This is a genomic window from Pseudoalteromonas obscura, assembly GCF_030135505.1.
Taxonomy (GTDB): Bacteria; Pseudomonadota; Gammaproteobacteria; order Enterobacterales; family Alteromonadaceae; genus Pseudoalteromonas; species Pseudoalteromonas obscura.
This window is the reverse complement of the sequence record NZ_JASJUT010000002.1, coordinates 200,484-220,491: the sequence shown is the minus strand read 5'-3', so window position 1 is coordinate 220,491 and position 20,008 is coordinate 200,484. Positions and strand designations below refer to the sequence as shown.

At 42.2% G+C, this 20,008-nt stretch carries 33 protein-coding genes; 27 read left to right on the top strand and 6 right to left on the bottom strand.

Translation table 11 applies throughout. The features are described from left to right. Window positions 1-3: 3 nt before the first annotated feature. Genes ssb through QNM18_RS05020 form a run of 5 tightly spaced genes read right to left on the bottom strand, consistent with a single transcriptional unit; the run spans window position 4 to window position 3,260 of the window. A complete protein-coding gene (gene ssb, locus QNM18_RS05040; RefSeq protein ID WP_284136576.1) occupies window positions 4-582 on the bottom strand; it encodes a single-stranded DNA-binding protein in 579 nt (192 codons plus the stop codon). After that, window positions 575-979 (bottom strand): zinc-finger-containing protein, encoded by a 405-nt coding sequence (locus QNM18_RS05035; protein ID WP_284136575.1) that lies wholly within the window; start codon window positions 977-979, stop codon window positions 575-577. Before QNM18_RS05035 ends, ssb begins: the two co-directional genes overlap by 8 nt. A gap of 57 nt (window positions 980-1,036) precedes the next feature. After that, window positions 1,037-2,062: a hypothetical protein gene (locus QNM18_RS05030; RefSeq protein WP_284136574.1), complete on the bottom strand. Its 1,026-nt coding sequence runs from the start codon at window positions 2,060-2,062 to the stop codon at window positions 1,037-1,039. A gap of 2 nt (window positions 2,063-2,064) precedes the next feature. Beyond that, on the bottom strand, window positions 2,065-2,976 hold the full coding sequence (locus tag QNM18_RS05025) for a Rad52/Rad22 family DNA repair protein (RefSeq protein WP_284136573.1): 912 nt from the start codon (window positions 2,974-2,976) through the stop codon (window positions 2,065-2,067). Between the two features lie 17 nt (window positions 2,977-2,993). After that, window positions 2,994-3,260, bottom strand: coding sequence for a hypothetical protein (locus tag QNM18_RS05020; RefSeq protein ID WP_284136572.1), 267 nt, complete (start codon window positions 3,258-3,260; stop codon window positions 2,994-2,996). Window positions 3,261-3,415: 155 nt separating this feature from the next. Here QNM18_RS05020 and QNM18_RS05015 point away from each other — a divergent pair, with 155 nt between their 5' ends. The 3 genes from QNM18_RS05015 (at window position 3,416) to QNM18_RS05005 (ending at window position 4,613) form a co-directional block, all read left to right on the top strand. Continuing rightward, window positions 3,416-3,565: a hypothetical protein gene (locus tag QNM18_RS05015; protein WP_284136571.1), complete on the top strand. Its 150-nt coding sequence runs from the start codon at window positions 3,416-3,418 to the stop codon at window positions 3,563-3,565. 515 nt (window positions 3,566-4,080) lie between these two features. Continuing rightward, window positions 4,081-4,428 carry a hypothetical protein gene (locus QNM18_RS05010; RefSeq protein ID WP_284136570.1) on the top strand — a complete coding sequence of 116 codons (348 nt, stop codon included), beginning with the start codon at window positions 4,081-4,083 and terminating at the stop codon, window positions 4,426-4,428. A gap of 47 nt (window positions 4,429-4,475) precedes the next feature. Continuing rightward, the gene (locus QNM18_RS05005) at window positions 4,476-4,613 is read left to right on the top strand and encodes a hypothetical protein (protein ID WP_284136569.1); all 138 of its coding nucleotides are present in this window, start codon (window positions 4,476-4,478) and stop codon (window positions 4,611-4,613) included. 73 nt (window positions 4,614-4,686) lie between these two features. Here QNM18_RS05005 and QNM18_RS05000 read toward each other — a convergent pair whose 3' ends face one another. Next, complete coding sequence (locus QNM18_RS05000) at window positions 4,687-5,157, bottom strand: helix-turn-helix domain-containing protein (protein ID WP_284136568.1); 471 nt, start codon at window positions 5,155-5,157, stop codon at window positions 4,687-4,689. 153 nt (window positions 5,158-5,310) lie between these two features. Here QNM18_RS05000 and QNM18_RS04995 point away from each other — a divergent pair, with 153 nt between their 5' ends. The 24 genes from QNM18_RS04995 (at window position 5,311) to QNM18_RS04885 (ending at window position 19,999) form a co-directional block, all read left to right on the top strand. Then, window positions 5,311-5,529, top strand: a complete 219-nt coding sequence (locus QNM18_RS04995) for a transcriptional regulator (RefSeq protein WP_284136567.1) — start codon at window positions 5,311-5,313, stop codon at window positions 5,527-5,529. Continuing rightward, the gene (locus QNM18_RS04990) at window positions 5,519-5,932 is read left to right on the top strand and encodes a hypothetical protein (RefSeq protein WP_284136566.1); all 414 of its coding nucleotides are present in this window, start codon (window positions 5,519-5,521) and stop codon (window positions 5,930-5,932) included. Before QNM18_RS04995 ends, QNM18_RS04990 begins: the two co-directional genes overlap by 11 nt. Continuing rightward, a complete protein-coding gene (locus QNM18_RS04985) occupies window positions 5,925-6,356 on the top strand; it encodes a hypothetical protein (RefSeq protein ID WP_284136565.1) in 432 nt (143 codons plus the stop codon). Before QNM18_RS04990 ends, QNM18_RS04985 begins: the two co-directional genes overlap by 8 nt. Then, window positions 6,337-6,843, top strand: a complete 507-nt coding sequence (locus tag QNM18_RS04980) for a hypothetical protein (RefSeq protein ID WP_284136564.1) — start codon at window positions 6,337-6,339, stop codon at window positions 6,841-6,843. The genes QNM18_RS04985 and QNM18_RS04980 overlap by 20 nt, the downstream gene beginning before the upstream one ends. A 40-nt stretch (window positions 6,844-6,883) precedes the next feature. Beyond that, a complete protein-coding gene (locus QNM18_RS04975; protein WP_284136563.1) occupies window positions 6,884-8,308 on the top strand; it encodes a DNA cytosine methyltransferase in 1,425 nt (474 codons plus the stop codon). A gap of 27 nt (window positions 8,309-8,335) precedes the next feature. Further along, window positions 8,336-8,470: a hypothetical protein gene (locus QNM18_RS04970; RefSeq protein WP_284136562.1), complete on the top strand. Its 135-nt coding sequence runs from the start codon at window positions 8,336-8,338 to the stop codon at window positions 8,468-8,470. A gap of 96 nt (window positions 8,471-8,566) precedes the next feature. Next, a complete protein-coding gene (locus tag QNM18_RS04965; RefSeq protein WP_284136561.1) occupies window positions 8,567-9,379 on the top strand; it encodes a helix-turn-helix domain-containing protein in 813 nt (270 codons plus the stop codon). Window positions 9,380-9,381: 2 nt separating this feature from the next. Beyond that, the gene (locus QNM18_RS04960) at window positions 9,382-10,116 is read left to right on the top strand and encodes an ATP-binding protein (RefSeq protein WP_284136560.1); all 735 of its coding nucleotides are present in this window, start codon (window positions 9,382-9,384) and stop codon (window positions 10,114-10,116) included. Between the two features lie 118 nt (window positions 10,117-10,234). Then, on the top strand, window positions 10,235-10,588 hold the full coding sequence (locus QNM18_RS04955; protein ID WP_284136559.1) for a hypothetical protein: 354 nt from the start codon (window positions 10,235-10,237) through the stop codon (window positions 10,586-10,588). Then, the gene (locus QNM18_RS04950; RefSeq protein ID WP_284136558.1) at window positions 10,585-10,821 is read left to right on the top strand and encodes a hypothetical protein; all 237 of its coding nucleotides are present in this window, start codon (window positions 10,585-10,587) and stop codon (window positions 10,819-10,821) included. Before QNM18_RS04955 ends, QNM18_RS04950 begins: the two co-directional genes overlap by 4 nt. A gap of 12 nt (window positions 10,822-10,833) precedes the next feature. Then, window positions 10,834-11,265 carry a hypothetical protein gene (locus QNM18_RS04945; RefSeq protein ID WP_284136557.1) on the top strand — a complete coding sequence of 144 codons (432 nt, stop codon included), beginning with the start codon at window positions 10,834-10,836 and terminating at the stop codon, window positions 11,263-11,265. A 5-nt stretch (window positions 11,266-11,270) separates the two neighbouring features. Then, window positions 11,271-11,726: a NinB/YbcN family protein gene (locus QNM18_RS04940; RefSeq protein ID WP_211009572.1), complete on the top strand. Its 456-nt coding sequence runs from the start codon at window positions 11,271-11,273 to the stop codon at window positions 11,724-11,726. After that, window positions 11,713-12,021, top strand: coding sequence for a nuclease domain-containing protein (locus tag QNM18_RS04935; RefSeq protein WP_284136556.1), 309 nt, complete (start codon window positions 11,713-11,715; stop codon window positions 12,019-12,021). The genes QNM18_RS04940 and QNM18_RS04935 overlap by 14 nt, the downstream gene beginning before the upstream one ends. Continuing rightward, window positions 12,018-12,230, top strand: coding sequence for a helix-turn-helix domain-containing protein (locus tag QNM18_RS04930; RefSeq protein ID WP_284136555.1), 213 nt, complete (start codon window positions 12,018-12,020; stop codon window positions 12,228-12,230). The genes QNM18_RS04935 and QNM18_RS04930 overlap by 4 nt, the downstream gene beginning before the upstream one ends. Next, window positions 12,227-12,610, top strand: coding sequence for a hypothetical protein (locus QNM18_RS04925; protein ID WP_284136554.1), 384 nt, complete (start codon window positions 12,227-12,229; stop codon window positions 12,608-12,610). Before QNM18_RS04930 ends, QNM18_RS04925 begins: the two co-directional genes overlap by 4 nt. Window positions 12,611-12,771: 161 nt before the next feature. Continuing rightward, a complete protein-coding gene (locus QNM18_RS27305) occupies window positions 12,772-12,927 on the top strand; it encodes a Com family DNA-binding transcriptional regulator (protein ID WP_417714772.1) in 156 nt (51 codons plus the stop codon). Continuing rightward, window positions 12,905-13,576 carry a DNA-methyltransferase gene (locus QNM18_RS04920; RefSeq protein ID WP_284136553.1) on the top strand — a complete coding sequence of 224 codons (672 nt, stop codon included), beginning with the start codon at window positions 12,905-12,907 and terminating at the stop codon, window positions 13,574-13,576. The genes QNM18_RS27305 and QNM18_RS04920 overlap by 23 nt, the downstream gene beginning before the upstream one ends. An 82-nt stretch (window positions 13,577-13,658) precedes the next feature. Continuing rightward, the gene (locus QNM18_RS04915; RefSeq protein WP_284136552.1) at window positions 13,659-14,069 is read left to right on the top strand and encodes a glycoside hydrolase family protein; all 411 of its coding nucleotides are present in this window, start codon (window positions 13,659-13,661) and stop codon (window positions 14,067-14,069) included. Then, complete coding sequence (locus QNM18_RS04910; protein WP_284136551.1) at window positions 14,069-14,299, top strand: hypothetical protein; 231 nt, start codon at window positions 14,069-14,071, stop codon at window positions 14,297-14,299. The genes QNM18_RS04915 and QNM18_RS04910 overlap by 1 nt, the downstream gene beginning before the upstream one ends. 174 nt (window positions 14,300-14,473) lie before the next feature. After that, entirely contained in the window at window positions 14,474-15,016 is a 543-nt protein-coding gene (locus QNM18_RS04905) for a hypothetical protein (RefSeq protein WP_284136550.1), read from the top strand. Continuing rightward, window positions 14,946-16,889, top strand: a complete 1,944-nt coding sequence (locus tag QNM18_RS04900) for a terminase gpA endonuclease subunit (RefSeq protein WP_284136549.1) — start codon at window positions 14,946-14,948, stop codon at window positions 16,887-16,889. Before QNM18_RS04905 ends, QNM18_RS04900 begins: the two co-directional genes overlap by 71 nt. Then, entirely contained in the window at window positions 16,889-17,107 is a 219-nt protein-coding gene (gene gpW / locus QNM18_RS04895; RefSeq protein ID WP_284136548.1) for a gpW family head-tail joining protein, read from the top strand. Before QNM18_RS04900 ends, gpW begins: the two co-directional genes overlap by 1 nt. Further along, complete coding sequence (locus QNM18_RS04890) at window positions 17,104-18,690, top strand: phage portal protein (protein WP_284136547.1); 1,587 nt, start codon at window positions 17,104-17,106, stop codon at window positions 18,688-18,690. Before gpW ends, QNM18_RS04890 begins: the two co-directional genes overlap by 4 nt. After that, window positions 18,680-19,999: a S49 family peptidase gene (locus QNM18_RS04885; RefSeq protein ID WP_284136546.1), complete on the top strand. Its 1,320-nt coding sequence runs from the start codon at window positions 18,680-18,682 to the stop codon at window positions 19,997-19,999. The genes QNM18_RS04890 and QNM18_RS04885 overlap by 11 nt, the downstream gene beginning before the upstream one ends. Window positions 20,000-20,008: the final 9 nt, after the last annotated feature.

Below are 20,008 nucleotides of genomic sequence, written 5' to 3'. Positions count from 1 at the left end.
TGGTTAAAATGGAATATCGTCATCAAAGTCGATAGGTGGCTCCATTGGGTTGTTCGGACCGCCTAAATTACTCTGCTCAGTAGGCAAGCTTGCCGCCTGACTATTATTTTGCTGGCCATGCCCTTGTTGCTGTTGCTGAGGGTTAAAGCCACCGCGCTGGCTTTGATTATTTTGACGCGCGTTGCCGTATTGCGCATTTTGCTGCGGGTAGTTTTGTGGTCCATAGTGCTGATCGTTGCGGCTACCCATCATTTGCATCTGGCCGGTCATATCGACAACTACTTCTGTTGTGTACTTGTCTTGTCCGCTTTGATCAGTCCATTTACGGGTTTGTAATTTACCCTCGATGTAAACTTGCGAACCTTTGCGCAAGTATTCGCCTGCAACTTCTGCCAACTTTCCGAAGATCACAACGCGATGCCATTCCGTGCGCTCTTGTTGTTGTCCGCTATTTCTATCTTTCCAAGACTCTGATGTGGCAATACTTAAGCTAGCAACGGCGTTACCATTTGGCATATAGCGAACTTCTGGATCTTGCCCAAGGTTCCCAACGATAATTACTTTGTTTACACCTCTAGCCATGCTTAACCCCTGCTTGTAATGTACTTAGATGGTTTTGGGAAATACGAACTACTTTTTTGCAGGTTTCCACGTCAAACATTCCGATGTGGCAATCTTTACCGTTAATCCCTAGTTTTTTAGCAAGCCATTTGTATGCGCCTTGGCGCTTCATGTGACCATTTCTCCATATCTTGTCAAAAGCACTGTGGGCGTTACTTTTTTCGGCTCTTAATTGAGCGTTTGCTAATCTTCCCATGGGCTTGTCAGTTCCTTTGTGGCATCCGACATATGCATCGCAACTTCGGCAGCTATAAAAAGTCTTTTTAAACAAATCGGGTCTATGAGGATAAATCTCTCGACCTGATACTTTTTTCGAAAACTGGCCGCAGTAACCGCAAATTGGTGTAATTCCTTCCATTCTGTTAATACCTTTTTTGACCGTAGAAGAGGGCGCTAGGCGCACCTCATTGGTTGGTTATGCTGCTTGTTGGCAAAGCATTTCTTCTAGAAATTCAATGTGCTTTTCTGCTTCTTCGAGCTTGCAGCAAACTGTTTCTAACTCGTGGCTTTGTGTCCTGCTTGCATGGCTCGGCCAACTAGTAAAACGTTCGTATTTAATATCAAAGCTTTCGCTTGTATCTTCATCAGCCGCCAGTTCCGGTTGGTCATCGTTTGCTGCTTTAGTCGTTGGAGGCTGTGCTGCTTCACGCGCTTTAGCCATGTCTAAAAGTTGGTTTAATTGAGATGTTGCGTTATGAACAGCCTGTTTTGCTGCACTAATATCGCCATATGTGTCTTCGTTAATAACAGTTGCATCTAGTGCGGCTATAGCTGCTTTAATTTCATCACTTGATGAATTAAACAAGGCCATAGGGGTGTTTGATATTCGACTTAGAGCATCTCGTTGATCTGCTTCTTTTTGCTGTTCAGCTAGGCGTTCACGTTTTAGAGCATCTTCACGTAAGTTGTATAGTGCTGTAGTCACATCGTCTTTTACTTTGAGAGCTTCATGTATTAGCTCAGGATCAAAGTGATCAACTTCGATAGTGCTGACAGCTTCTATACAGTCGGCGATAACGCCTGATGGCTTGTTGGCACAGTCAGGAACAAAGTTTCTAATTGCTTGTATTTCGTCCCTTTGTGAATTAAGAAAAGCTTCTCTTTCCGCAGCTACACGATCTGCTTCTTTTTTTCGAGCTGCGTCTTCTGCTTCAAAAGGTTTAACGATAACTGCGTATATCTTTTCTACTCTAGCAATTAAGTCATCACCTTTGCTTTTTACATCCTTACCAACTTCAATTCGACGCTTATTGATTGCTTCAGTAAGCTTGTTTCTTTCAGTCCTTATTTTCCTAGCTTCTTTGAACTGTTCGTCATCTTTCATGTTGTAGACAATGTCAGCAGGGTACTTTTCCTCAAGCTCTTTAAGTTTCTCTTCAGTGATCTGATTTTGAAAAATAATGCTTAAAACATCTGTATTTACTAGATTATTCGACGACATATTTACGCTCCTTGGATTTTTGCAATTGTTGCCGCTTTTTCGGCTTGTAATTGATTTTGATATTCAGACATTTCTACCCCTAACGACATGCATTGACCTTTAAGTTCTTGCAGTAACTGCGTGTAAGTCATGTCTAAAACGGCTTCGTTAGGCTCTTTTTTCAACTGCTCTAACTTCTTAGCGAACCATTTTTCAAACCTATCAAAAGACTCTTTTTGTGATTGTTGTTTGGCTTGTTTGATTTCAGACATGCGTTGCTCTTTAGTTGCTTTTATTTCATGTCTGAATACATCACTACTCTGTGCTTCGGCACATCTGATAGCTGTAGAGAATGCTTTCTTTAGTTCCGTTTCTGTTTTCGCTGCATTTATACTTTCAATAAATGGGCTAATATCTTTCACTGGTAAAGCCCATGCTGGCAATAAAGGAGAGGGCCACTGTGCGCTTAAAATTGTGTATTGATTGTCACTTTCTGCGTGTTTGAAAGTGACATAGTTTTCTGTGCATTCGTTTCTATCACTTATGCGTTGGCACTCGATAAAAACTGGCTTAACAAGGTGTAGATACCTTCCAATTCCAAATTGAACAGAAGCACGTTTCATGGAACTTGATAACGCTCCTTTCAATGGCTCAAAGTCTGTGTAGGATGCACCATCCCATTTTGTCACCCATGAGTCGCCCACTTTGATGCTCAATCCACAAATTTGACCTCCATGACCGTCTTTAAACTCGTTTTTCCAGCCATCTATGCCTAATACTTCATCAAGCCGATGTTGAACTGCTCGGTTTGTAATGAAAGGGACAACTTCAACCCAAAGAGCATCTTGATTCATGCCTTTTCTGTTTACCATCCATTCGACTTCGTGATCATGGAATGGGGCGGAGAGCTTTTCTTTTATTTGTTGTGCAGTCATTTTAAATTCCTTCACTACTAAGCCGCTGTTGCTGAAAGGTGACTATTTACATCAGCAATCAGTTTCTTAAGCTGGTTTTCTGCATCTAATGAATCTAAATACACGGTAGACATATCAATTACATTTGCATCGGGCTTTCCTTCATTGGTCGCCGTATGGTCATAAGTAACAACGTCGATCATGTGATTACGAGGGTATGTGTTGATTGAAATTGACACTTTCTCGTGGCGTTGGAAGCTTGCTAAAAGCAATTCAGCTAATTTGTGTATCAATACAGTATTCATGATGTACAATCCTATATCGCAAATTACCGCACAAAAATAATTGTGTAATTTGTTGTTAATTTGTTTTCGCTATTAATAATACAAATAAATTTGTTGTTTTCAAGTTTAAAATACAAATTTCTGTGATACATTGTTTGTAATTGAAAGGAGATGTTATGAAAACTAGTAAGAAAAAGCTTTGTAATGCATACGTATTAGAGGCTCAAGCTTCCATGTCTGTTGCAGGTGGTACCAATGGAAATGGATGGGAGCCAAAAGCTAAAGCTAGTAATAAATTTTACGATTTGAAAATAGTTAAACCCTAAAGGAATCAAATAGGTATTGGTATGGCGGATTTGTTATTCAAGATTGGTGAAATAGTTGTTTACGTAAACGGTTTTGCATTAGTGCTTTATGTATGCATAGGAGGAAGAAATCAAAGTTTGCTTTGGTCATTGGTTACTCTTTGTTTCTTTAATTTCTGCATGCAATCGATAGGTGTTTACTTAAAAGAAAATCACAACTCTTTCGACTCGGAAATCTTTAAGCATGTATGGTATTTAACATTTGTGTTTATTGATTTAGTAGCTGTGCTCTTTATCTTTCTCATACATAGAAATTATGATATAGATAGTAGCAAATTCGCTGTATTTATAGCCGCTAGCTTTGCGCTGCTTTCGGCCATAAACACCATTCGGTACATTTCATATGTTCTGTTTAACTTAGATTATTTATTGATCAAAGAAATCTACACCTACAGTATACCTTACATTAACATTTGTGTTGCCTTAACAACTTTATTTGTTACAATGAAAAGCGTTGTACATAAACGGAGTTTAGAATGACCACTACTATTTTGGCATTTGTTTCTTTAACAATGCTTTTTTGTAGCTTTTATGGAGTCTATAAACTTTATTATCTTACTGTAAGGAAATCTGAGAATAGCTTCGAATTAAAACAAAGCGAACAGGAGATAGTAAGCGCTAATGTGTATAGTGCACCTTTTGCAGAGCAGTCATTATTAAAAGATTGCTTAGCTGTTATTCAGGAGTCTCATGATATAGATGAGATGATCCTTAATGGCGAAGATGTAACTGCTAAAAGTGCAATTCACTTACATAAGCGGGATGGGCTTCTGGCAAGAGCTGGTAGGTGTTCTGGGTCAAACCAGCAGCGCCAATTTTATTAATTCATAGTTGCTAGTATTAATTTTTTAATAAGAAAAGGAGTTGTTAGATGAAAACAATACCTCTAAGCGTACTAAAGAAAGTCGCTGGTGGAGTAGGAGGCGGCGGTGGTGATGATGGAAATCCCCGCGTAAGTCGTTTTTATTTATCTGGAAGTGGGGGCGGTACAGAGCCACCTGTTAAGTAATCGAGAAGGATGGGCGCATTTGCGCTCGTTTTTTATTAGAAGAATTTCTTTTAGTTATTGCGGGAAAGGTAGTTCACTCACCTTGCGCCAAGTTCAACTCATTGTAAACAGCACTAATCAACTCATAATCACCTGACAGCTCCGAAAGCACTATAGATGTAAGCAACTTTGATATTGCAGTCCTGTCCTGTATCAGGTCTAGTTCACGTCCTTTCCTCGCTTTAACTTGTTTGTTAAGCGAAATTATCGTTCTATCTAGAGCTTTAGGGATAATGGCTTGCAGCTCCTCTAAGCTATAACTTTCAAGTTGAAGGCTATCATTTTTCTCAGTGCTTTTTTTGCATTCAGATATGCCAGTTCTAAGATAGTCGATACTAACACCGAGCGCCTCTGCAAATTCAACTATTTTTTTAGGTACGGAATCTTTCTTTTCAACAGAAGCCACGCCCTGCTGAGTCAAGCCTACAAGCTTACCAAGATCGCCTTGACTAAGGTTTTTTTCCTTCCTCAGGTTCTCAATTCGAGCCCCAACAGAATTAGCCATGACAACACCCCAAAAGTTTGTTTTAAACATCAAATCCACCCCGTTAATCTACAAGTTTTTTTGTATGGTAGCAAACAAATAAAGTTGTGGCAAAGTAACAAATAAACTTGTATTTTATTTGTTGTGGTTGTATTTTTGTTGTGGGAGGTGATTATGTCAGGAAAAGCACTAAAGGCAGCGATCAGTATCGCTGGTAGCCAATCAAAACTTGCTGGACAGTTGCCAGGAGTTGCACAGCAAAATATTTCGTACTGGCTCAAAAGGGGGGGTACTGTCCCCGCTGAACATGTGATTGAAATCGAAAAAGTCACAGGTGTTAGTAGGGCTGAGCTAAGGCCAGACCTTTTTGGAGATTTAGAAAGTGTTAGTTAAGGAAAATTTCATAAACGCGTTACTTAATAGAGATTTTATTTTGTTTTTCAAAAATCTGAATGGTGGATTCGATCCAACGGAATACCCAGTACTTTCAGAGGATAAGATCCACCATCTATGGGTTTGCTCTGACAATGAGTTCTTAGAGTTTCAGCTGGACCATTGTACAGAAGGTGAAAGAGCAGAAATGCTTCTTGAACAAAGAAACATGGCTCGAGTGAAGTTGTGGCGCTTTTTTATTGCTTACACAAATACAAAACAACCAGGCTCAATAGTAGCCCGAAGTCTTGCAGAACAAATTAAACCGTGGGCTGCTAGTTCGAAAGAACTGTCCCAAGTTTTTTATAAAGGCGTTGAATGTTTGGATCCTTCTTGCCTAGCAGTAGGGAGCAGCAATGAATAGCATTGTTTTTGAAAGCGCGCTTCGCAATGAGAGTTTTGTCAATTATTTCAAAAAAACAGGCGGAGGTTTTGAACCTCTTGACTGCGAGCATAATACATTGGAAGAGCGCATCGCATCATGGCTCATGTCAGACGATGAATACATGTCATCAAATCACTATTTCGCGCCTTTGGACGGTGAACAGCCAAAGCAACGACTTATTCCTAAAAACATTGTCGCTACATGCCTCAAATCAAGAAATATTGGGATCGCAAAAATGTGGCGATTTTTTATCGGTTTCACTCTTCAGAAGCCGCCTATGTGCAACGAGGTTAGCAAACTATATGAGGCTTTAGGGTCTCAGGATATTCAGTGGACTATGACCTGCGAACAAATTCAACAATATCAAAATAAAAGGACTAACGATGAACTCAGTATTTATTAACCCATTGAATTGGCGAACGCCAGATCCTAAAGCGGTAGTTGGCCTAGTGACTTACTTCGTTGAGGGCGGAGTTACAGTAACACAGTCATTAACACGTAATGAGTTAAAGCTGCTCAATGCTTCAAGAGAAGAAGAGTATCAAGCGGAGCAGTTGGAGAAAGAACGTTTAAAAAGTGAGTGTTCTGTCTACGGCTATGAAAGTCATAAAGCGCAGTCCCCATTGTGTGAAAACTGGGTTAGATCAATAGCAAGGTCTTTGAAGCGTGGTGATGAAGATATAGAGCAACTTATATCTGAGCTGGTGGCACCGATACAAATCCCTACAAAAAGCGGTGTACTGGAAGAAATCGACGACTGGTTGTGCTGGGCAAACAAGATAAAGGATCCTCAGCAAAGAATTGCTGTTATGAGATACATCGCAAGTGCTAAGGATTACATTCTCAAAGCTGAGCGTTTGATGCAAGGCGCGAGAATAACAGTTAGTTAAAGCGGTTTTTAATAAAAGAAACTTGTTAAGGAAAGAAACAATGCGGTACTTGAGTTTATTTTCGGGAGTGGAGGCGGCTACTCTAGCATGGGAAGAGCTAGGGTGGGAGGCAGTGGCATTTGCACAGTTCGATCCAGACCATGATTATTCAAGAGGGCCAGACTTTGCGTCTGCTGTTTTGGACTTCCATTGGCCAAATGTGCCAAATCTTGGTGATGTTACAAAAATTACAACTAGAACATTAAAACAGCTAGGTCAGATAGATTTGGTTGTTTTCGGAAGCCCTTGTCAGGGACTCTCAATTGCAGGTAAAGGAGATGGATTAAATGACGAACGAAGTGGCCTATTTAAAGAAGCAATCAGAATTGTCAATTTGTGCAAGAAACACAGCGGGACAAGATTTGCCTTGTGGGAAAATGTGCCCGGGTCATTTTCAACCAACGGAGGGAGTGATTTTTCAGAAGTTATCAAATTACTCTCAGGTTCTAAGTTTGATTGCGAAAAATGGCAAACCAGCGGTCTTGCAATCGGCGAAAAAGGGCTTGTCGAGTGGGCTACTCTTAATGCGCAACACTTCGGAGTCCCGCAACGCCGCAGGCGCGTGTTCGCTTTCGCAGATTTTGGAGACTGGGAAAATAGAAGAGAAGTACTTTTTAACAGCCAAAGCGTGCCAAGGGATCTTGAATCGAGCCGAGCGGCGCAACAAAAAACTTCCAGAGGAATTGCAAATGGCATTGGAAACCCAAGCCATTGGGACAATCGATTAGCACCGCACCCAACACTAAGCCAAAGTCATAGCACAGGCGGAATTGCACAAAGCAATCAGGAACTGTTTTCTCAAAGAGGGGCTGGCCTTGTTATGTCTCTTCACCAAAATAATCGAGGAGAAGTTCGGTTATCAAAAGTAGCTTCAACTCTCCAAACTTCAGGTGGGACAGTAGGACAAGGCTACCAAGCAGTTACTTTCAAAAAGCTGGATTCGGATAATAGCTCTATATACAACGAGAGCGGATTTGGACTGTGGAAGGAAGGAATAGGTCCGCTTCGCAGTAGTGGTGGGCTATGGGGGGGAGGAAGTGAAAATCTGACTATAAACAAGCCTGCTTGCTTTGGTGAGTTCGCATACTGCTTGCAAACCACCTGCAATGATTACTCCCGAGCTGACGGATTTAATATGGTAATTCATGGAACACAGGATCCCATCGTATCTAGTTCTGCACATTGCTTAGGTCGAAACTCGGGTCAGGAAAGTGCACTGCTCAATTTAAACGGGCGGGTTAGAAAGCTTACTCCTATTGAATGCGAGCGACTGCAAGGAATGCCAGATGATCACACCAAAGTTCCTTGGATGAATAAAAGTGCTCATAACTGTCCAGATGGACATAGATACAAAGCTATTGGCAATAGCATGGCTGTGCCTGTCATGAAGTGGATTGGACAGCAAATTCAGCTAGCAACCCAATAAATTGCTAAGTAAGCGATAGGAGTAACTATGTTTGAAAATTTATACGAACAACACCCCGAGCATAAGCCAGGTAAACGGAAATGCGAACGAAATAAAAGTGCAGACAACTTTAATAGTTGCAGGTACGGAATGGCTAAACAAGAAAGTAAAAAGCCTAGATAAAACAAAACCCGCAAACTTTGGCGAGCGCGCGGGTTTCGAATCAATAACAGGATTTATTATGACACACACAGCACAAAAATCAAACAGGGGTAACGTATGAGTAGGGCTGCAACCGACTGGGCTTGGAAACAGGACCTTAATGCATCGCAAAAACTTCTTTTACTTTCCCTTGCTGATAGAGCAGATGAAGATCATTGCTGCTGGCCAAGTATCACTAGGCTAGTTAAAGACACTAGATTGAATGAGAAGACTATCGGCGCAAACCTTAAAAAGCTCCAAGCACTTGGGCTTATACGTGATACCGGCAGAAGAAAAGGTGTCACGGGCAAAGTTAAAGTTTACCAATTGATAGGCGTTGAAGACGAGCGCTTTTCCAATAGCACCAAAACTGGGGTTATTAAAAATAATGTCTCTGAAAAGCCCATAGATAAAGGGTCTCAAGAAGCTAAAGAAACTAATAACCCCAAAAGCGGGGGTATTAGTGAAAACCCCCCCAAAAACGGTGGTTTGAATACCCCCAAAAACGGTGGTTTGAATACCCCCAAAAACGGGGGTCAGAACCAGTCATTAGAACCACCCATTGAACCTAACAAAAATAAAACAAAAAAATCTCTCGATTATTCGTGTTGGCCGTCAATGCCAACTCCTCAAGTCTTGAATGATTGGCTTGCTATGCGGAAGCGGAAAAAAGCGGATGTTACGCAAACGGTTATAAATCGCTTTGCTGATGAACTGAAAATAGCTGCAACACATGGTGTAAGCGTTGATGACTGTCTAGCTGAGTGTGTGGTTAGAAATTGGCAGGGCTTTAAATTCGAGTGGATGAATCGTGCAGGGCTTAATCAGGTTCGACAGGTTCAAGGTCGGCCATTAACTCAAGACTTCAATCAGAACGTAGAAGGGTGGTGATCATGAATAACGCTTTAATCAGACTTCAACAGCGCATGCCAAGTCATATCAAACCTGACGCCAAAATACAGTCATATGAAGACTTGCTGGCACTAAGGCGCGCTGACGAAAAGAAACAGTTAGAACATTTTTCACAGCAGCGCAGAGATTGGGTGGTTAGAAACAGTGGCATGAGTGACCGCTTTAAGAATTGCACATTTGATAACTATGTCGCTGAGACAGACTGCCAAAAGAAAGCCGTCCATTACGCACAGCGTTACGCTGACACGTTCCAAGGGCGTTTAACTGACGGCAAGGGGTTTATGTTCATCGGTGAGCCTGGTACTGGGAAAAACCACTTAGCTTCAGCAATTGCCAATCACATTGGTAGAAATTTTAAAACAACGCTAATTCTGACCGTTTCGGATCTCGTTGGCCTGATTCGCCAGTCATGGTCTAAGGACAATGATCTGACTGAGTCTCAAGTTATTAATCAAATAACTAGCGTTGACCTTCTAGTGATTGATGAAGTTGGATTGCAAAAGGGAAGTGAAGACGAGCACTTACAGCTAACTAAGATCATTGATAAGCGGCTATATAGCTTCAAGCCTACTTCGATTATTTCTAACTGTAAAAGCGTTGAGGAAATTAAGCATTACATCGGCTTTAGAGCTTATGACAGGCTTAAGGAGGGCGTGTTGTTTACTATGCATTTTAACTGGGATAGCTATAGGGGGAAGGACAATGCCAAAGCCTAAAAAGGTTCGTAAAAAATACAATGTTAGTTCTCGTATTCGTTCCCAGGGGGACGCATCACTAAAGGGCCTTTGTGTACTTTCACTTGTTAGTCTTGCTGGCAAGTGCTTGCTTGTAAACATGAAGACAGGTAAAGACCAAGCACCAAGCCTAACGTTAGCTACTGCTATCGAAAAGTATTCGTTTCAGTGGACCGTTCTATTAGCTGTTTTTGGGCGAGCTCCAAACGGTGACCAATACATGAAGTGTGAGCAAGTGAACTTTACTAGCAGGTACCGCCAATGTGACTTGGTTGACTACTTAAACGAAAAGCAAAACAACTTTTTGGATAAATCAATAAGCAAAGAACACGTTATCAACGCAGGCTGGATCGCTGTTCCTTACCAATTCGATATAGACGCATCATTCGCGGGTGACCTTTTCAGTCAATTTGGTGCTTTTGATGCTTTAGCAAAGTGGGAGTGTGCAGCATGACGCAAAGAGCAAGATTAAAGGAAATTATAACAGGTCCTGAATATTGGACTCTTGAAGAAATATGCAACGCAAGCGAAACGATTTTCCATAAAAAGGATACGCCAGCCGCTATGTCCGCACGATGGAGAGAGATTGTGGATAGTCCCAATTTAACAAAGCTAAAGCGTGTTAGAAAAGGCACTAAAAACCTTTGGGAATACAGAATACAAGCCGAGCCAGCTAACGACGATTAATCGGGGGATGCGATGAAATCATACGAGAAGGATCAAAAAGAGTTTGTCGCAGAAGTAAAGGCGATACTCGGTTGTGATTACAGCATTGCGCTGGTGGAAGCGCGAAAAGCAAAAGAGAATTATTTATCAGGGATAACTAATCCAACAGCGAGAGACCTAAACCTTGCGAAAGCCGCTGGTAATCGGGTTTTGTTAAAGCATGCAAAACACCATGGTGTACCAAGTGTTACGCAGCTGATTAAGGATAAAAAGCAAGCTCAAGCAGATAGAAAAAATAGGCCAAAAGTCCAAAAAGAGCGGTTTAAAAGCCTTAAAAGTGCTAACGATGTTGCAGCAAATGCAGGCAACTTTAAGCATTCTAGAAAAGTACCACAAAGCCAAGGGTTTTCTTTGAATGATTCACTCGAGCAGACCTATCAGCAAACTGCTAAACGACGAGCATAGATTTTATGACAACAAAGATTTTAACGACTAACAACTATGAACAGGCTATGCCTGTCATTGGCTCAATGATTAGAGCAATGATCAAGAATAATAAAAATGTGAAGGTTAAATTTGATGAACACAAGACAAGTCGTTCAACTGCCCAAAACCGATTAATGTGGATGTGGAATCAAGCAATAGCTGATCACATGAGAGAGCACTATGGACAAGAAAATAGCTCTCAAGATGTTCACGAAGTGTTTGTCAGGAAAAAGTTCGGTGTAAAAGTGCTAGAGGTTGGAACAGAAGAACCAATCATAGTTCGAAAGCGTACACGAAGTTTAAACACCAAGGAGTTTTCTGAGTATCTAAATTGGATGGATATGTATTGCGCAGACAATTTAGAGCTACTACTGCCAAAGCCGGAGGATCTATACATGCTTGCATTGTATGGGGAAGGGGAGACACATGTCAGTAATTAGCTATAAGCTGAGAGAAAGCGCTAAGGGCCAAGCTTGCCAAATTAGGTTACCAGGTATCTGCAATTGCGATCCTAGCACGGTCGTATTGGCTCATGTCGGTGGGGGATCTGGCATGGGTCAGAAATGCGATGATATTCATTCAGCTTATACATGTTCAGCGTGTCATGATGTTATAGACGGTCGATCCGGTCCCGTAATGTTGTCAGAGACGACAATTAGAATTTTTGTGTTTGAGGGTATGATAAGGACTCAAAGATTGTTTTTAAAACAAAACTTGGTAATGGTGGCCACATGATGACAGCAGGTAGAGTGTTAATTATTGCTCGCACATATAGAGGCCTTACACAAAGAGACGTAGCTAATGCGTACGGTGTTTGCGAGAGAACATATCAACGGTGGGAAAAAGATCAAACGCAGCTTAAGTTTGACACTGTAGTGTCTATTGTGGAGCAGATCTGTAACTTAAAACTGGTCCAAGTTTTACAATTAGGGGCCAACTCATGAGTGATTCACGACAAAACATTAAACAAGTACGCGGAGAGCTTAAAGTGTGGGGTCGATACTGGGCGTTGAAAGAAGAAACCCAAGGGTATGCAAGAAAGTCTAATGTTGAACGTATCAAAGAGTGCTGTTTGCTAGGTGGGATTTTTAGCTCTGATGCTCACTTGTACAGTCATGGTGCCGATAGCATTAGCCCACCAGATCACATTGCACAAATTACCCAGGATATAGAAGCGCTTTCATCTTCTTGTAGAAAAGCGTTAGTAGGTAAATACATTAAAGGCATGAGCCCCAAAGAAATAGCAGTCTGGGCAGATGAATTTAGCAACAAACATAGCGTTGAATTTTGGCTTGCGAGGGCTGAACGAGAGCTTTTGGTATAGGTTTACTGTCGATAATGGCTGAAATGTCGCTAAACCCGACACGGAATGTCGTTTTCTTCGGCGCTAAATATGCCATAATGTGACTAAGCTTGGAAAAGCTATAAATAAAAAACCTCGTAATTAAACCCCGCTTTTATGTGGGGTTTTTTGATGGTGATTATATGCAAGATGTGAGATGTACTTGCTGCGATAGACTACTATGCCGAGCAGTTGGAGTAGTAGAAATCAAATGCCCCCGTTGTAAAACAATCAATGTAGCAGAACGCCCAGAGCGTCACGAAGTTAAGGTGACGCATGACAGATATAAAGCTGATTAATGGCGACTGTGTAGAAGAAAGTCAAAACATTCCAGACAACTCAGTCGATTTAGTTCTAACAGATCCCCCATACCTTATTGGCGCCAGCAGTATTGGTAAGCCATCACGCGTAGGTTCGTGGGCCGACTGGATGAATGTAACGCACTTCTATAAGTCATGGTTTGAACAGGCAAAGCGCATACTGAAAGACACCGGCTATTTAGTCTCTTTCTGCAATTGGCGCTCTATGCCAGTAATAACCAAGGCACTTGCTGACTTAGGTTTATCGATAACCTCTGTTTTAGTTTGGGATAAGCAATGCTTAGGCACTGGGCCAAAGAAAGCCCTCAGGCCACGATACGAATTAGTTGTATTTGTGGGCATGAAAGATGCCGTTATTCCTAACCGCTCTCTTTCCGATATATGGGAATGCAAACGAGTAGCACCACAAAACAGAGCAACAGATCATCCAGCAGAAAAGCCAGTCGAGTTATTTAAAAAGCTGATATGCGAGACAACACTTGAGAATGCATTGGTTGTAGATATGTTCACAGGCAGTGGGACGGCAGCTATCGCTTGTCGTGAAACAGGACGTAACTTCATAGGGTTTGAACTTGATACCCACTGGTACAACGCAGCACTTAACAGATTAAAGCAAGAGCCAGAGTAAAAGAGCTTCCCTTGAAGTACTTGAGCGCGCATGGATGCGGCTCCTTTTTCTTTCATGAATAAAAACATACGCAGGAAAAAACATGTCTATGAATTTAGTAGAGCAGCTTAAAAAACATGAGGGCTACAGAAGATACCCCTATTACTGTACAGGCGGCAAATTAACTATTGGCTATGGGCGTAACTTGGATAGCAAGGGCATGAGTGAAGAAGAAGCCGAGCAGTTGCTAGCAAATGACATAATGAATGCAGAAGCAGGGGTTAAGCGCCGCATTAATACAAGTCATTGTAATAGGGCAAGGTTAGACGTACTGGTTAACATGGCTTTCAATATTGGCTTAGATGGACTAATGAAGTTCAAACGGATGATAGCAGCAGTTGAGGTAGGCAACTTTGCTGATGCAGCATACGAGATGAAGGACTCAAGGTGGTATAAGCAAGTACCCAACAGAGCGGACGAACTTATACAGCAAATGATTAAAGGCGAGTACTGATGTCTGATAGCAAGTGGAACAATAAACCGATTGATATCGCACACATACTTACAACTATCACAATGATAGTAGCAAGCATCGTTTACATAACCGGGTTGGACAAGCGAATCTCAATTAATGAACAGAATATTGAACATGTCAAAGTGCAGAGAGTAGAAGACCAGTCACGCATAGAGAAGCAGTTAGACACAATCAACGAAAAGCTGGACAAGCTAATCGAATCTAAGTGATTGATTTATCGAATATTCGAATGGGTCCTTTCTGGGTATCCCCCTTTGCAATGCGGGTAGAAAACACGCGGGCCTCCACGCGTTTTTAAAAATAAATTTTTTTTCCCTTTTTCCGTTTCCGCTTTCTTGAGCGTGTTTGGAGTGTATTTTTACTAGCGAAATTCAGGTTTCAAGATGGCGACACAAAAAGAAGTAGCAGCTTATTTTAGCGTCGAAGATCGTACAATCCGAAACTGGTCAAAAATAACTGGATTCCCCGCAAGTAAAGGGCGTGGCGGCTATTGCATACAATCAATTTCTAGGTGGTTGGCAACGGTTGCCATGTCAAAAGTTAGTAGTACACAAACCACAAGTTCTACACCTCTTGAAGATGAAGAAAAAAAGCTAAAACTTGCGGAAAAGAGGCTCAAAATCAGGCGTCAAGAGGTAGACATCAAGCACAAAGAGTTTGATCTATCAATTAAAGAGCAAAGATCAGCGCCAATAGAAATAATTACGCGCACCTTGGAGCTTTCCAGTGTTGCTGCATCTTCTAACTTAAAAGCCCTTCTTCCAAGAATAAAAAGGGCATGGCATGACATACCGCCAGAGGCAATAGAAGAAATCAATAAAGTCATAGCGACAACATGCAATGAGGTAGCCAATTTTGAACCAGATCTCTCTAGCTACACAGCAAGCGATTTGCTTAGCGGTGAAGAGGGGGCTGAGTCCGTTTAAAACTGAAGAACCCAAAACGTGTGTCGAGTGGTGTGATGAACATTTCTGGTTACCGGAAGAGTCGAGCCAGATCCCTGGTCGGTGGATCACACAGCCAGTTCAAAAAGCACTTTTGAATATGATGGGAAATGATGCGATTCAAGTTATTTCCATTCAAAAACCTACTCGCTTTGGCTTTACGAAAATGTTTAGCGGAGCAATGTGGTATTTAGGCATTCACAAAAAACGTAGCTCTGTCGTTTATCAGCCTAATGACCCACTGGCAAAACAGTTTGTTCTTGACGAAGTAAATCCTCTTTTATCAATCGTGCCTGCAATTCAAGATTCTTTTCCAGATTGGGCCGTAAATAACGAAAACAACTCTACCAAAAAGAAAACCTGCACAGGTTTTTCGATAGATTTTAAAGGAGCTGAAACACCGAATAACTTTCGCTTGATGACTAAACAAGTTGTTATTGCTGATGAGCTTGGGGCATTCGCAATCAACTCAGGCGAAGGTGACAATATGAAAGTCATCTTAAAGCGGATCCAAGGCGCAACTTTCGGTAAAGCCATTTTTGGTTCAACGGTTGTTTTTTCCGGTGATGTCATTGCGCGTCTTTTAGCTGAAGCAAATTCAGTCTTTTCGTTTCAAATCCCTTGTCCGCATTGCGGAACACTTCAAACATTGGAATGGGGTGACGCAAAATCAACGTTCGGTATGAAATGGGACAGAACGCTCGATGATGAAGAGGCGATGGCTGAAAGTGCTTATTACCTGTGCCGAAACGCCAAATGCCAAAAGTCAGAAAGTCATGGGCGTATAGAATATAGGCACCTTTCAGCTATGGAAGAGGCTGGCCGATGGGTTTGCGAAAAAACAGAGATCTGGACTGAGGACGGGATAACGTTCTTCAACAAAACGGGAAATAAAGTTAAAGCCCCGAAGCGTATTGGAATTAAATGCTCTGCACTTTACTCGCTGAACTTGCCCGAAGGTTGGATAGAGATTGTAAGGGAATGGCTAGATATAAAGGGCGACCCTGACAAGTTACAAGCATTTATCAATCTAACTCTCGGCCTACATTTCGATCCAAAAAACACTAAAAGGCTCGATCACGAGGTATTGCTCAATAAGCGAGAAAAATACAAAGCGCAAGTGCCTAAAGATGTCGTTTATATCACTATTGGCGGAGATACCCAAGACAACAGGATGGAGGGGTATGCGTGGGGATTTACTGCCGATGGCCGGAAATACCTTATAGATCGATTTGTTTATATGGGTGACCCACGTGATGATGATGTACAAGATGCTGTAGTTGATTTTTGTGCACGTACTTACGAACGTGAAGATGGAGAAATTTTAAATATATCTCGTATTTGTTGGGATTTGGCAGGTCACCGATCAGAGGTCGTGTATAAATTATCAAAAAGAATTGGGCTATTGCGCTTTATTCCTTGCAGAGGGGCGAGTAAGTATGGCGAACCTGTTCAATCAATGGCTATGCAGGTAAACAAGAAAACCGGTACTTACATTGTAATTGTCGGAACAGATACAGCCAAAGATGTATTTTACGCTGACATCGAAGTGCCCCTAGGTGAAAGAAGAGCAATTCACTTACCTTTAGATGATGGCATCTGTGATAAAGATGTTTGCAAGCAGCTCGTATCTGAAATCAGAAAACCAACAAAAACTAAACAAGGTATTTTGTTCATTTATGACAATGAAGGACGCCGAAATGAAGCGCTAGACTGCTTTGGTTACGCTTTATCTGCTCTGCACGTTTCAATAGAAAAGTTTTCTCTCAACCTTTCCGATTACAAATCACAACAACAAACGCAAAAAGCCGCCGCTGCGTCTTTTGCAGAACTTGGCAAGAAATTAGGTGCATAATGAATATTGATCAGCTGAAAGCGAACTTGATAGAAGCACAGCAAGCGTATCACGACTTACTGACTGGGCAAGCTGTCGTTTCGTTTGTTCGTAGTGGCCGAGAAACTAGATTTACTCAAGCTAATAAAGCGGATCTAAAAAACTATATCGACGAATTGGAGACTCTAATAAATGGCACATCGCAAAGACGTAGAGGGCCTGCGAGGTTGTCATTATGAATGGGTTAGTCGCGAGTGATGGAGTAACACCGCTTAACGAGTATTGCTCGGCGTACGCTGGTGGCGGTAATGGTTTTGGCGACCAGATGAAAAACTGGTTCCCTGCCAATAAAAGCGCTGATGCCGCACTTTTGCCTGTTCTAGAAACGGCCAATGCACGAGCGGATGACCTAGTAAGGAACAATGCCATTGCTCATGGCGGCGTTCAAATGCATATGGACAATGTTGTCGGGAGTTTATTTCGTCCAAGCTATCGATTGAACTATAAACTGCTTGGTATGGAAGAAAAAAGCGCACGCGATTTTATGAAAGAAGCGGAGTGCGCGTTTATTGAATATGCGGAATCGCCGTTTTGTTACATTGATGCTGAGCGCAAACGCACATTTACAATGTTGGTTCGAGCTATTGCCGCGGCCCATTGCCACCATGGAGAAGGCATGGCTGCCAGTGAATGGATCAATAGACCCGGCGCGCTATTTAAAACCGCTGTCAAATTGGTTTCACCCAAACGCGTTTCAAACCCAAACGGCAAAATGAGCAATAACCGGCTGCGCGGTGGCGTTGCTGTTGATAGGCATAATTGCGCGCTTGGCTATTGGGTTAAACAGGACGCTTATAATGAGTACGGTGCATTAGATAGCTACGGTGGAAAATGGAAATACGTTTCTAGAGAGGCTAAATGGGGGCGTACTAAGTTCATTCATGTTTTTGAGCCGCTAGAGGCAGGCCAGACGCGCGGTGCAAACTTGCTTTTGTCTATGATGCAGCAAATGCAGAGCTTAAGCACGTTACAAAACACAACACTACAAAATGCCATTATTAACGCGATGTACGCCGCAGTTATTGAGTCTGAGCTTGACTCAGAGCAAGCGTTTCAGCTTATAAGTGGTGAAAGTGGCGCAGATCAAATGCAAAAGTGGATGTCTTATATGGGCGAATACCACTCTGCAGCAAACATACGCATGAATGGGGCAAGGATCCCGCACTTAGTACCTGGCGAAAAGCTTAAATTTACTCAAAGTACAAATGCAAATAACGGTTTTACCGATTTGGAAGCTTCGATGCTTCGCTTTATAGCTTCAGGCTTTGGCATGAGCTATGAGCAAATCGCGAGAGACTATTCAAAAGTTAACTACAGCAGCGCAAGAGCGAGTTTTAACGAGTCATTCCGTTACACAATGGGCAAACGGAAAGTGATCGCGGCTCGATTCGCATCTTTAGTCTTTGCCAACTGGTTAGAAGAAGCGTTGCACAGGCGTATCCTTGTTGCCCCAAGATCTAGATACAACTTTTATGAACGCCGCGAAGCTTGGACGCGCTGCGAGTGGATAGGCGCAGGCCGCTTGTCGATTGATGGTCTAAAAGAAGTGAAAGAGGCAATCTTAAGGATTGAATCTGGCCTGTCTACATATGAAAAAGAGCTTGCTTTGATGGGTGAAGATTACATTGAAGTATTCGAACAACAAGCGCGAGAAATAGAAGAGCGAAAAGCAAAAGGCTTACCACCGCCTAGCTGGGTTCTGGCGATGGGCTTTGATGCCGCAAATCAGGATAACGGAGGGACACAGCAAAATGCTGCATAACAATTCATACGAGCACATATTAAGTCGTGCTTGCAATCAACCTCAATTTTTGGAACCGACCTATGCAGCTACATTTTTCGGTGCGTTGGCACTTAGATCAGGCGTTAACCAACTTGTAGACGTAAACGGAAATGTACTCAATCAGGATCAGCTCGTTGAAATGGCTAGTAGCTATGGCTCTAGCAGAGAGCGAGATCGCCCATATCAAGTCGTTGATGGTTTAGCGATACTGCCAGTTTCTGGCACGTTACTTCATAAATACGGCTATGTACAACCAAGGTCTGGTGCAACTGGCTACGATGGCATTGTTTCTAGGCTACATGATGCTATGGGCGATCCTGATGTGAAAGCTGTAATGCTTGATTTTGATTCGCCTGGTGGGGAGGCTGCTGGCTGTTTTGATTGCGCTGACCAAATTCGAAAATACAGAGATATAAAGCCAATTTATGGACTTTGTTATGACACCATGTGCAGCGCTGCGATGGCCCTTGGCTCTGCATGCACTGAGCGTTGGATAACTCGTTCTGGAAAAGCTGGCTCTGTTGGCGTTTTAGTCGCTCACACATCGTATGAAAAGCAGCTTGATGATGTAGGAGTTGATATAACTTTGATCCATTCTGGCGAGTTTAAAGTTGACGGTAATCCGTATCAAAAGCTGCCAAAAGAAGTTCAAGGTCGTATCAAATCAAGACTAGATAAATCTAGGGACGAGTTCGCCCAACTCGTTTCTGATGGTATCAGCATAAGTAAAAGCGCTGTTCTAGACACAGAGGCGCAAGTATTCACAGGTCAAGAAGCTATAGACATCGGCTTTGCTGACAAACTGGTAAATGGACAAGAAGCTGTTCCATTACTTCTCGACGTTATCAAATCAAATAATTCAATAGGAGTTTCAATGTCTACTGACAAAAATCCGCCTGAAACAGCAAAAACAGGTGCGGACAGCCAACTCACTCAATCAGATTTAGACGCTGCTAAGGCGGAAGGTGCAAAGATGGAGCGAGAACGTATCGGTGCCATTTTAAACAGTGATGAAGCAAAAAGCCGCATAACAATGGCAACTCATTTAGCACTATCAACTAGCATGTCATCAGACGAAGCTTTGGGACTTTTAAAAGTTTCAGCAAAAGAAGGTGGGCAGGCGGATGACAGTGCTAAAGGGGATAGCATAGGCGCAGCATTAGATGCAGCAATGTCAGACGAAGAGCAGCCGGACCTAGACACATCGGGTGATGCAGATGAACTTTCTGATACTGAAAAAGAAGAGCAAGCGCTGTTAGCCGCTCATGACAAAGTATTTGGTAAATAGGAGTAATAA

What these genes read in the sequence shown, in the direction of transcription:
- QNM18_RS04980 (WP_284136564.1), top strand. Translation starts at nt 6,337, where the DNA reads ATGAACTCAGTATTTATTAACCCATTGAATTGGCGAACGCCAGATCCT.
- QNM18_RS05020 (WP_284136572.1), bottom strand. Translation starts at nt 3,260, where the DNA reads ATGAATACTGTATTGATACACAAATTAGCTGAATTGCTTTTAGCAAGC.
- QNM18_RS04985 (WP_284136565.1), top strand. Translation starts at nt 5,925, where the DNA reads ATGAATAGCATTGTTTTTGAAAGCGCGCTTCGCAATGAGAGTTTTGTC.
- QNM18_RS05005 (WP_284136569.1), top strand. Translation starts at nt 4,476, where the DNA reads ATGAAAACAATACCTCTAAGCGTACTAAAGAAAGTCGCTGGTGGAGTA.
- QNM18_RS04975 (WP_284136563.1), top strand. Translation starts at nt 6,884, where the DNA reads ATGCGGTACTTGAGTTTATTTTCGGGAGTGGAGGCGGCTACTCTAGCA.
- ssb (WP_284136576.1), bottom strand. Translation starts at nt 582, where the DNA reads ATGGCTAGAGGTGTAAACAAAGTAATTATCGTTGGGAACCTTGGGCAA.
- QNM18_RS04965 (WP_284136561.1), top strand. Translation starts at nt 8,567, where the DNA reads ATGAGTAGGGCTGCAACCGACTGGGCTTGGAAACAGGACCTTAATGCA.
- QNM18_RS04890 (WP_284136547.1), top strand. Translation starts at nt 17,104, where the DNA reads ATGAATGGGTTAGTCGCGAGTGATGGAGTAACACCGCTTAACGAGTAT.
- QNM18_RS04915 (WP_284136552.1), top strand. Translation starts at nt 13,659, where the DNA reads ATGTCTATGAATTTAGTAGAGCAGCTTAAAAAACATGAGGGCTACAGA.
- gpW (WP_284136548.1), top strand. Translation starts at nt 16,889, where the DNA reads ATGAATATTGATCAGCTGAAAGCGAACTTGATAGAAGCACAGCAAGCG.
- QNM18_RS04885 (WP_284136546.1), top strand. Translation starts at nt 18,680, where the DNA reads ATGCTGCATAACAATTCATACGAGCACATATTAAGTCGTGCTTGCAAT.
- QNM18_RS04945 (WP_284136557.1), top strand. Translation starts at nt 10,834, where the DNA reads ATGAAATCATACGAGAAGGATCAAAAAGAGTTTGTCGCAGAAGTAAAG.
- QNM18_RS04950 (WP_284136558.1), top strand. Translation starts at nt 10,585, where the DNA reads ATGACGCAAAGAGCAAGATTAAAGGAAATTATAACAGGTCCTGAATAT.
- QNM18_RS04925 (WP_284136554.1), top strand. Translation starts at nt 12,227, where the DNA reads ATGAGTGATTCACGACAAAACATTAAACAAGTACGCGGAGAGCTTAAA.
- QNM18_RS04930 (WP_284136555.1), top strand. Translation starts at nt 12,018, where the DNA reads ATGATGACAGCAGGTAGAGTGTTAATTATTGCTCGCACATATAGAGGC.
- QNM18_RS04935 (WP_284136556.1), top strand. Translation starts at nt 11,713, where the DNA reads ATGTCAGTAATTAGCTATAAGCTGAGAGAAAGCGCTAAGGGCCAAGCT.
- QNM18_RS04995 (WP_284136567.1), top strand. Translation starts at nt 5,311, where the DNA reads ATGTCAGGAAAAGCACTAAAGGCAGCGATCAGTATCGCTGGTAGCCAA.
- QNM18_RS04910 (WP_284136551.1), top strand. Translation starts at nt 14,069, where the DNA reads ATGTCTGATAGCAAGTGGAACAATAAACCGATTGATATCGCACACATA.
- QNM18_RS05000 (WP_284136568.1), bottom strand. Translation starts at nt 5,157, where the DNA reads ATGGCTAATTCTGTTGGGGCTCGAATTGAGAACCTGAGGAAGGAAAAA.
- QNM18_RS04960 (WP_284136560.1), top strand. Translation starts at nt 9,382, where the DNA reads ATGAATAACGCTTTAATCAGACTTCAACAGCGCATGCCAAGTCATATC.
- QNM18_RS04970 (WP_284136562.1), top strand. Translation starts at nt 8,336, where the DNA reads ATGTTTGAAAATTTATACGAACAACACCCCGAGCATAAGCCAGGTAAA.
- QNM18_RS27305 (WP_417714772.1), top strand. Translation starts at nt 12,772, where the DNA reads ATGCAAGATGTGAGATGTACTTGCTGCGATAGACTACTATGCCGAGCA.
- QNM18_RS04905 (WP_284136550.1), top strand. Translation starts at nt 14,474, where the DNA reads ATGGCGACACAAAAAGAAGTAGCAGCTTATTTTAGCGTCGAAGATCGT.
- QNM18_RS04920 (WP_284136553.1), top strand. Translation starts at nt 12,905, where the DNA reads ATGACAGATATAAAGCTGATTAATGGCGACTGTGTAGAAGAAAGTCAA.
- QNM18_RS04940 (WP_211009572.1), top strand. Translation starts at nt 11,271, where the DNA reads ATGACAACAAAGATTTTAACGACTAACAACTATGAACAGGCTATGCCT.
- QNM18_RS05035 (WP_284136575.1), bottom strand. Translation starts at nt 979, where the DNA reads ATGGAAGGAATTACACCAATTTGCGGTTACTGCGGCCAGTTTTCGAAA.
- QNM18_RS05015 (WP_284136571.1), top strand. Translation starts at nt 3,416, where the DNA reads ATGAAAACTAGTAAGAAAAAGCTTTGTAATGCATACGTATTAGAGGCT.
- QNM18_RS05010 (WP_284136570.1), top strand. Translation starts at nt 4,081, where the DNA reads ATGACCACTACTATTTTGGCATTTGTTTCTTTAACAATGCTTTTTTGT.
- QNM18_RS05025 (WP_284136573.1), bottom strand. Translation starts at nt 2,976, where the DNA reads ATGACTGCACAACAAATAAAAGAAAAGCTCTCCGCCCCATTCCATGAT.
- QNM18_RS04955 (WP_284136559.1), top strand. Translation starts at nt 10,235, where the DNA reads ATGAAGACAGGTAAAGACCAAGCACCAAGCCTAACGTTAGCTACTGCT.
- QNM18_RS05030 (WP_284136574.1), bottom strand. Translation starts at nt 2,062, where the DNA reads ATGTCGTCGAATAATCTAGTAAATACAGATGTTTTAAGCATTATTTTT.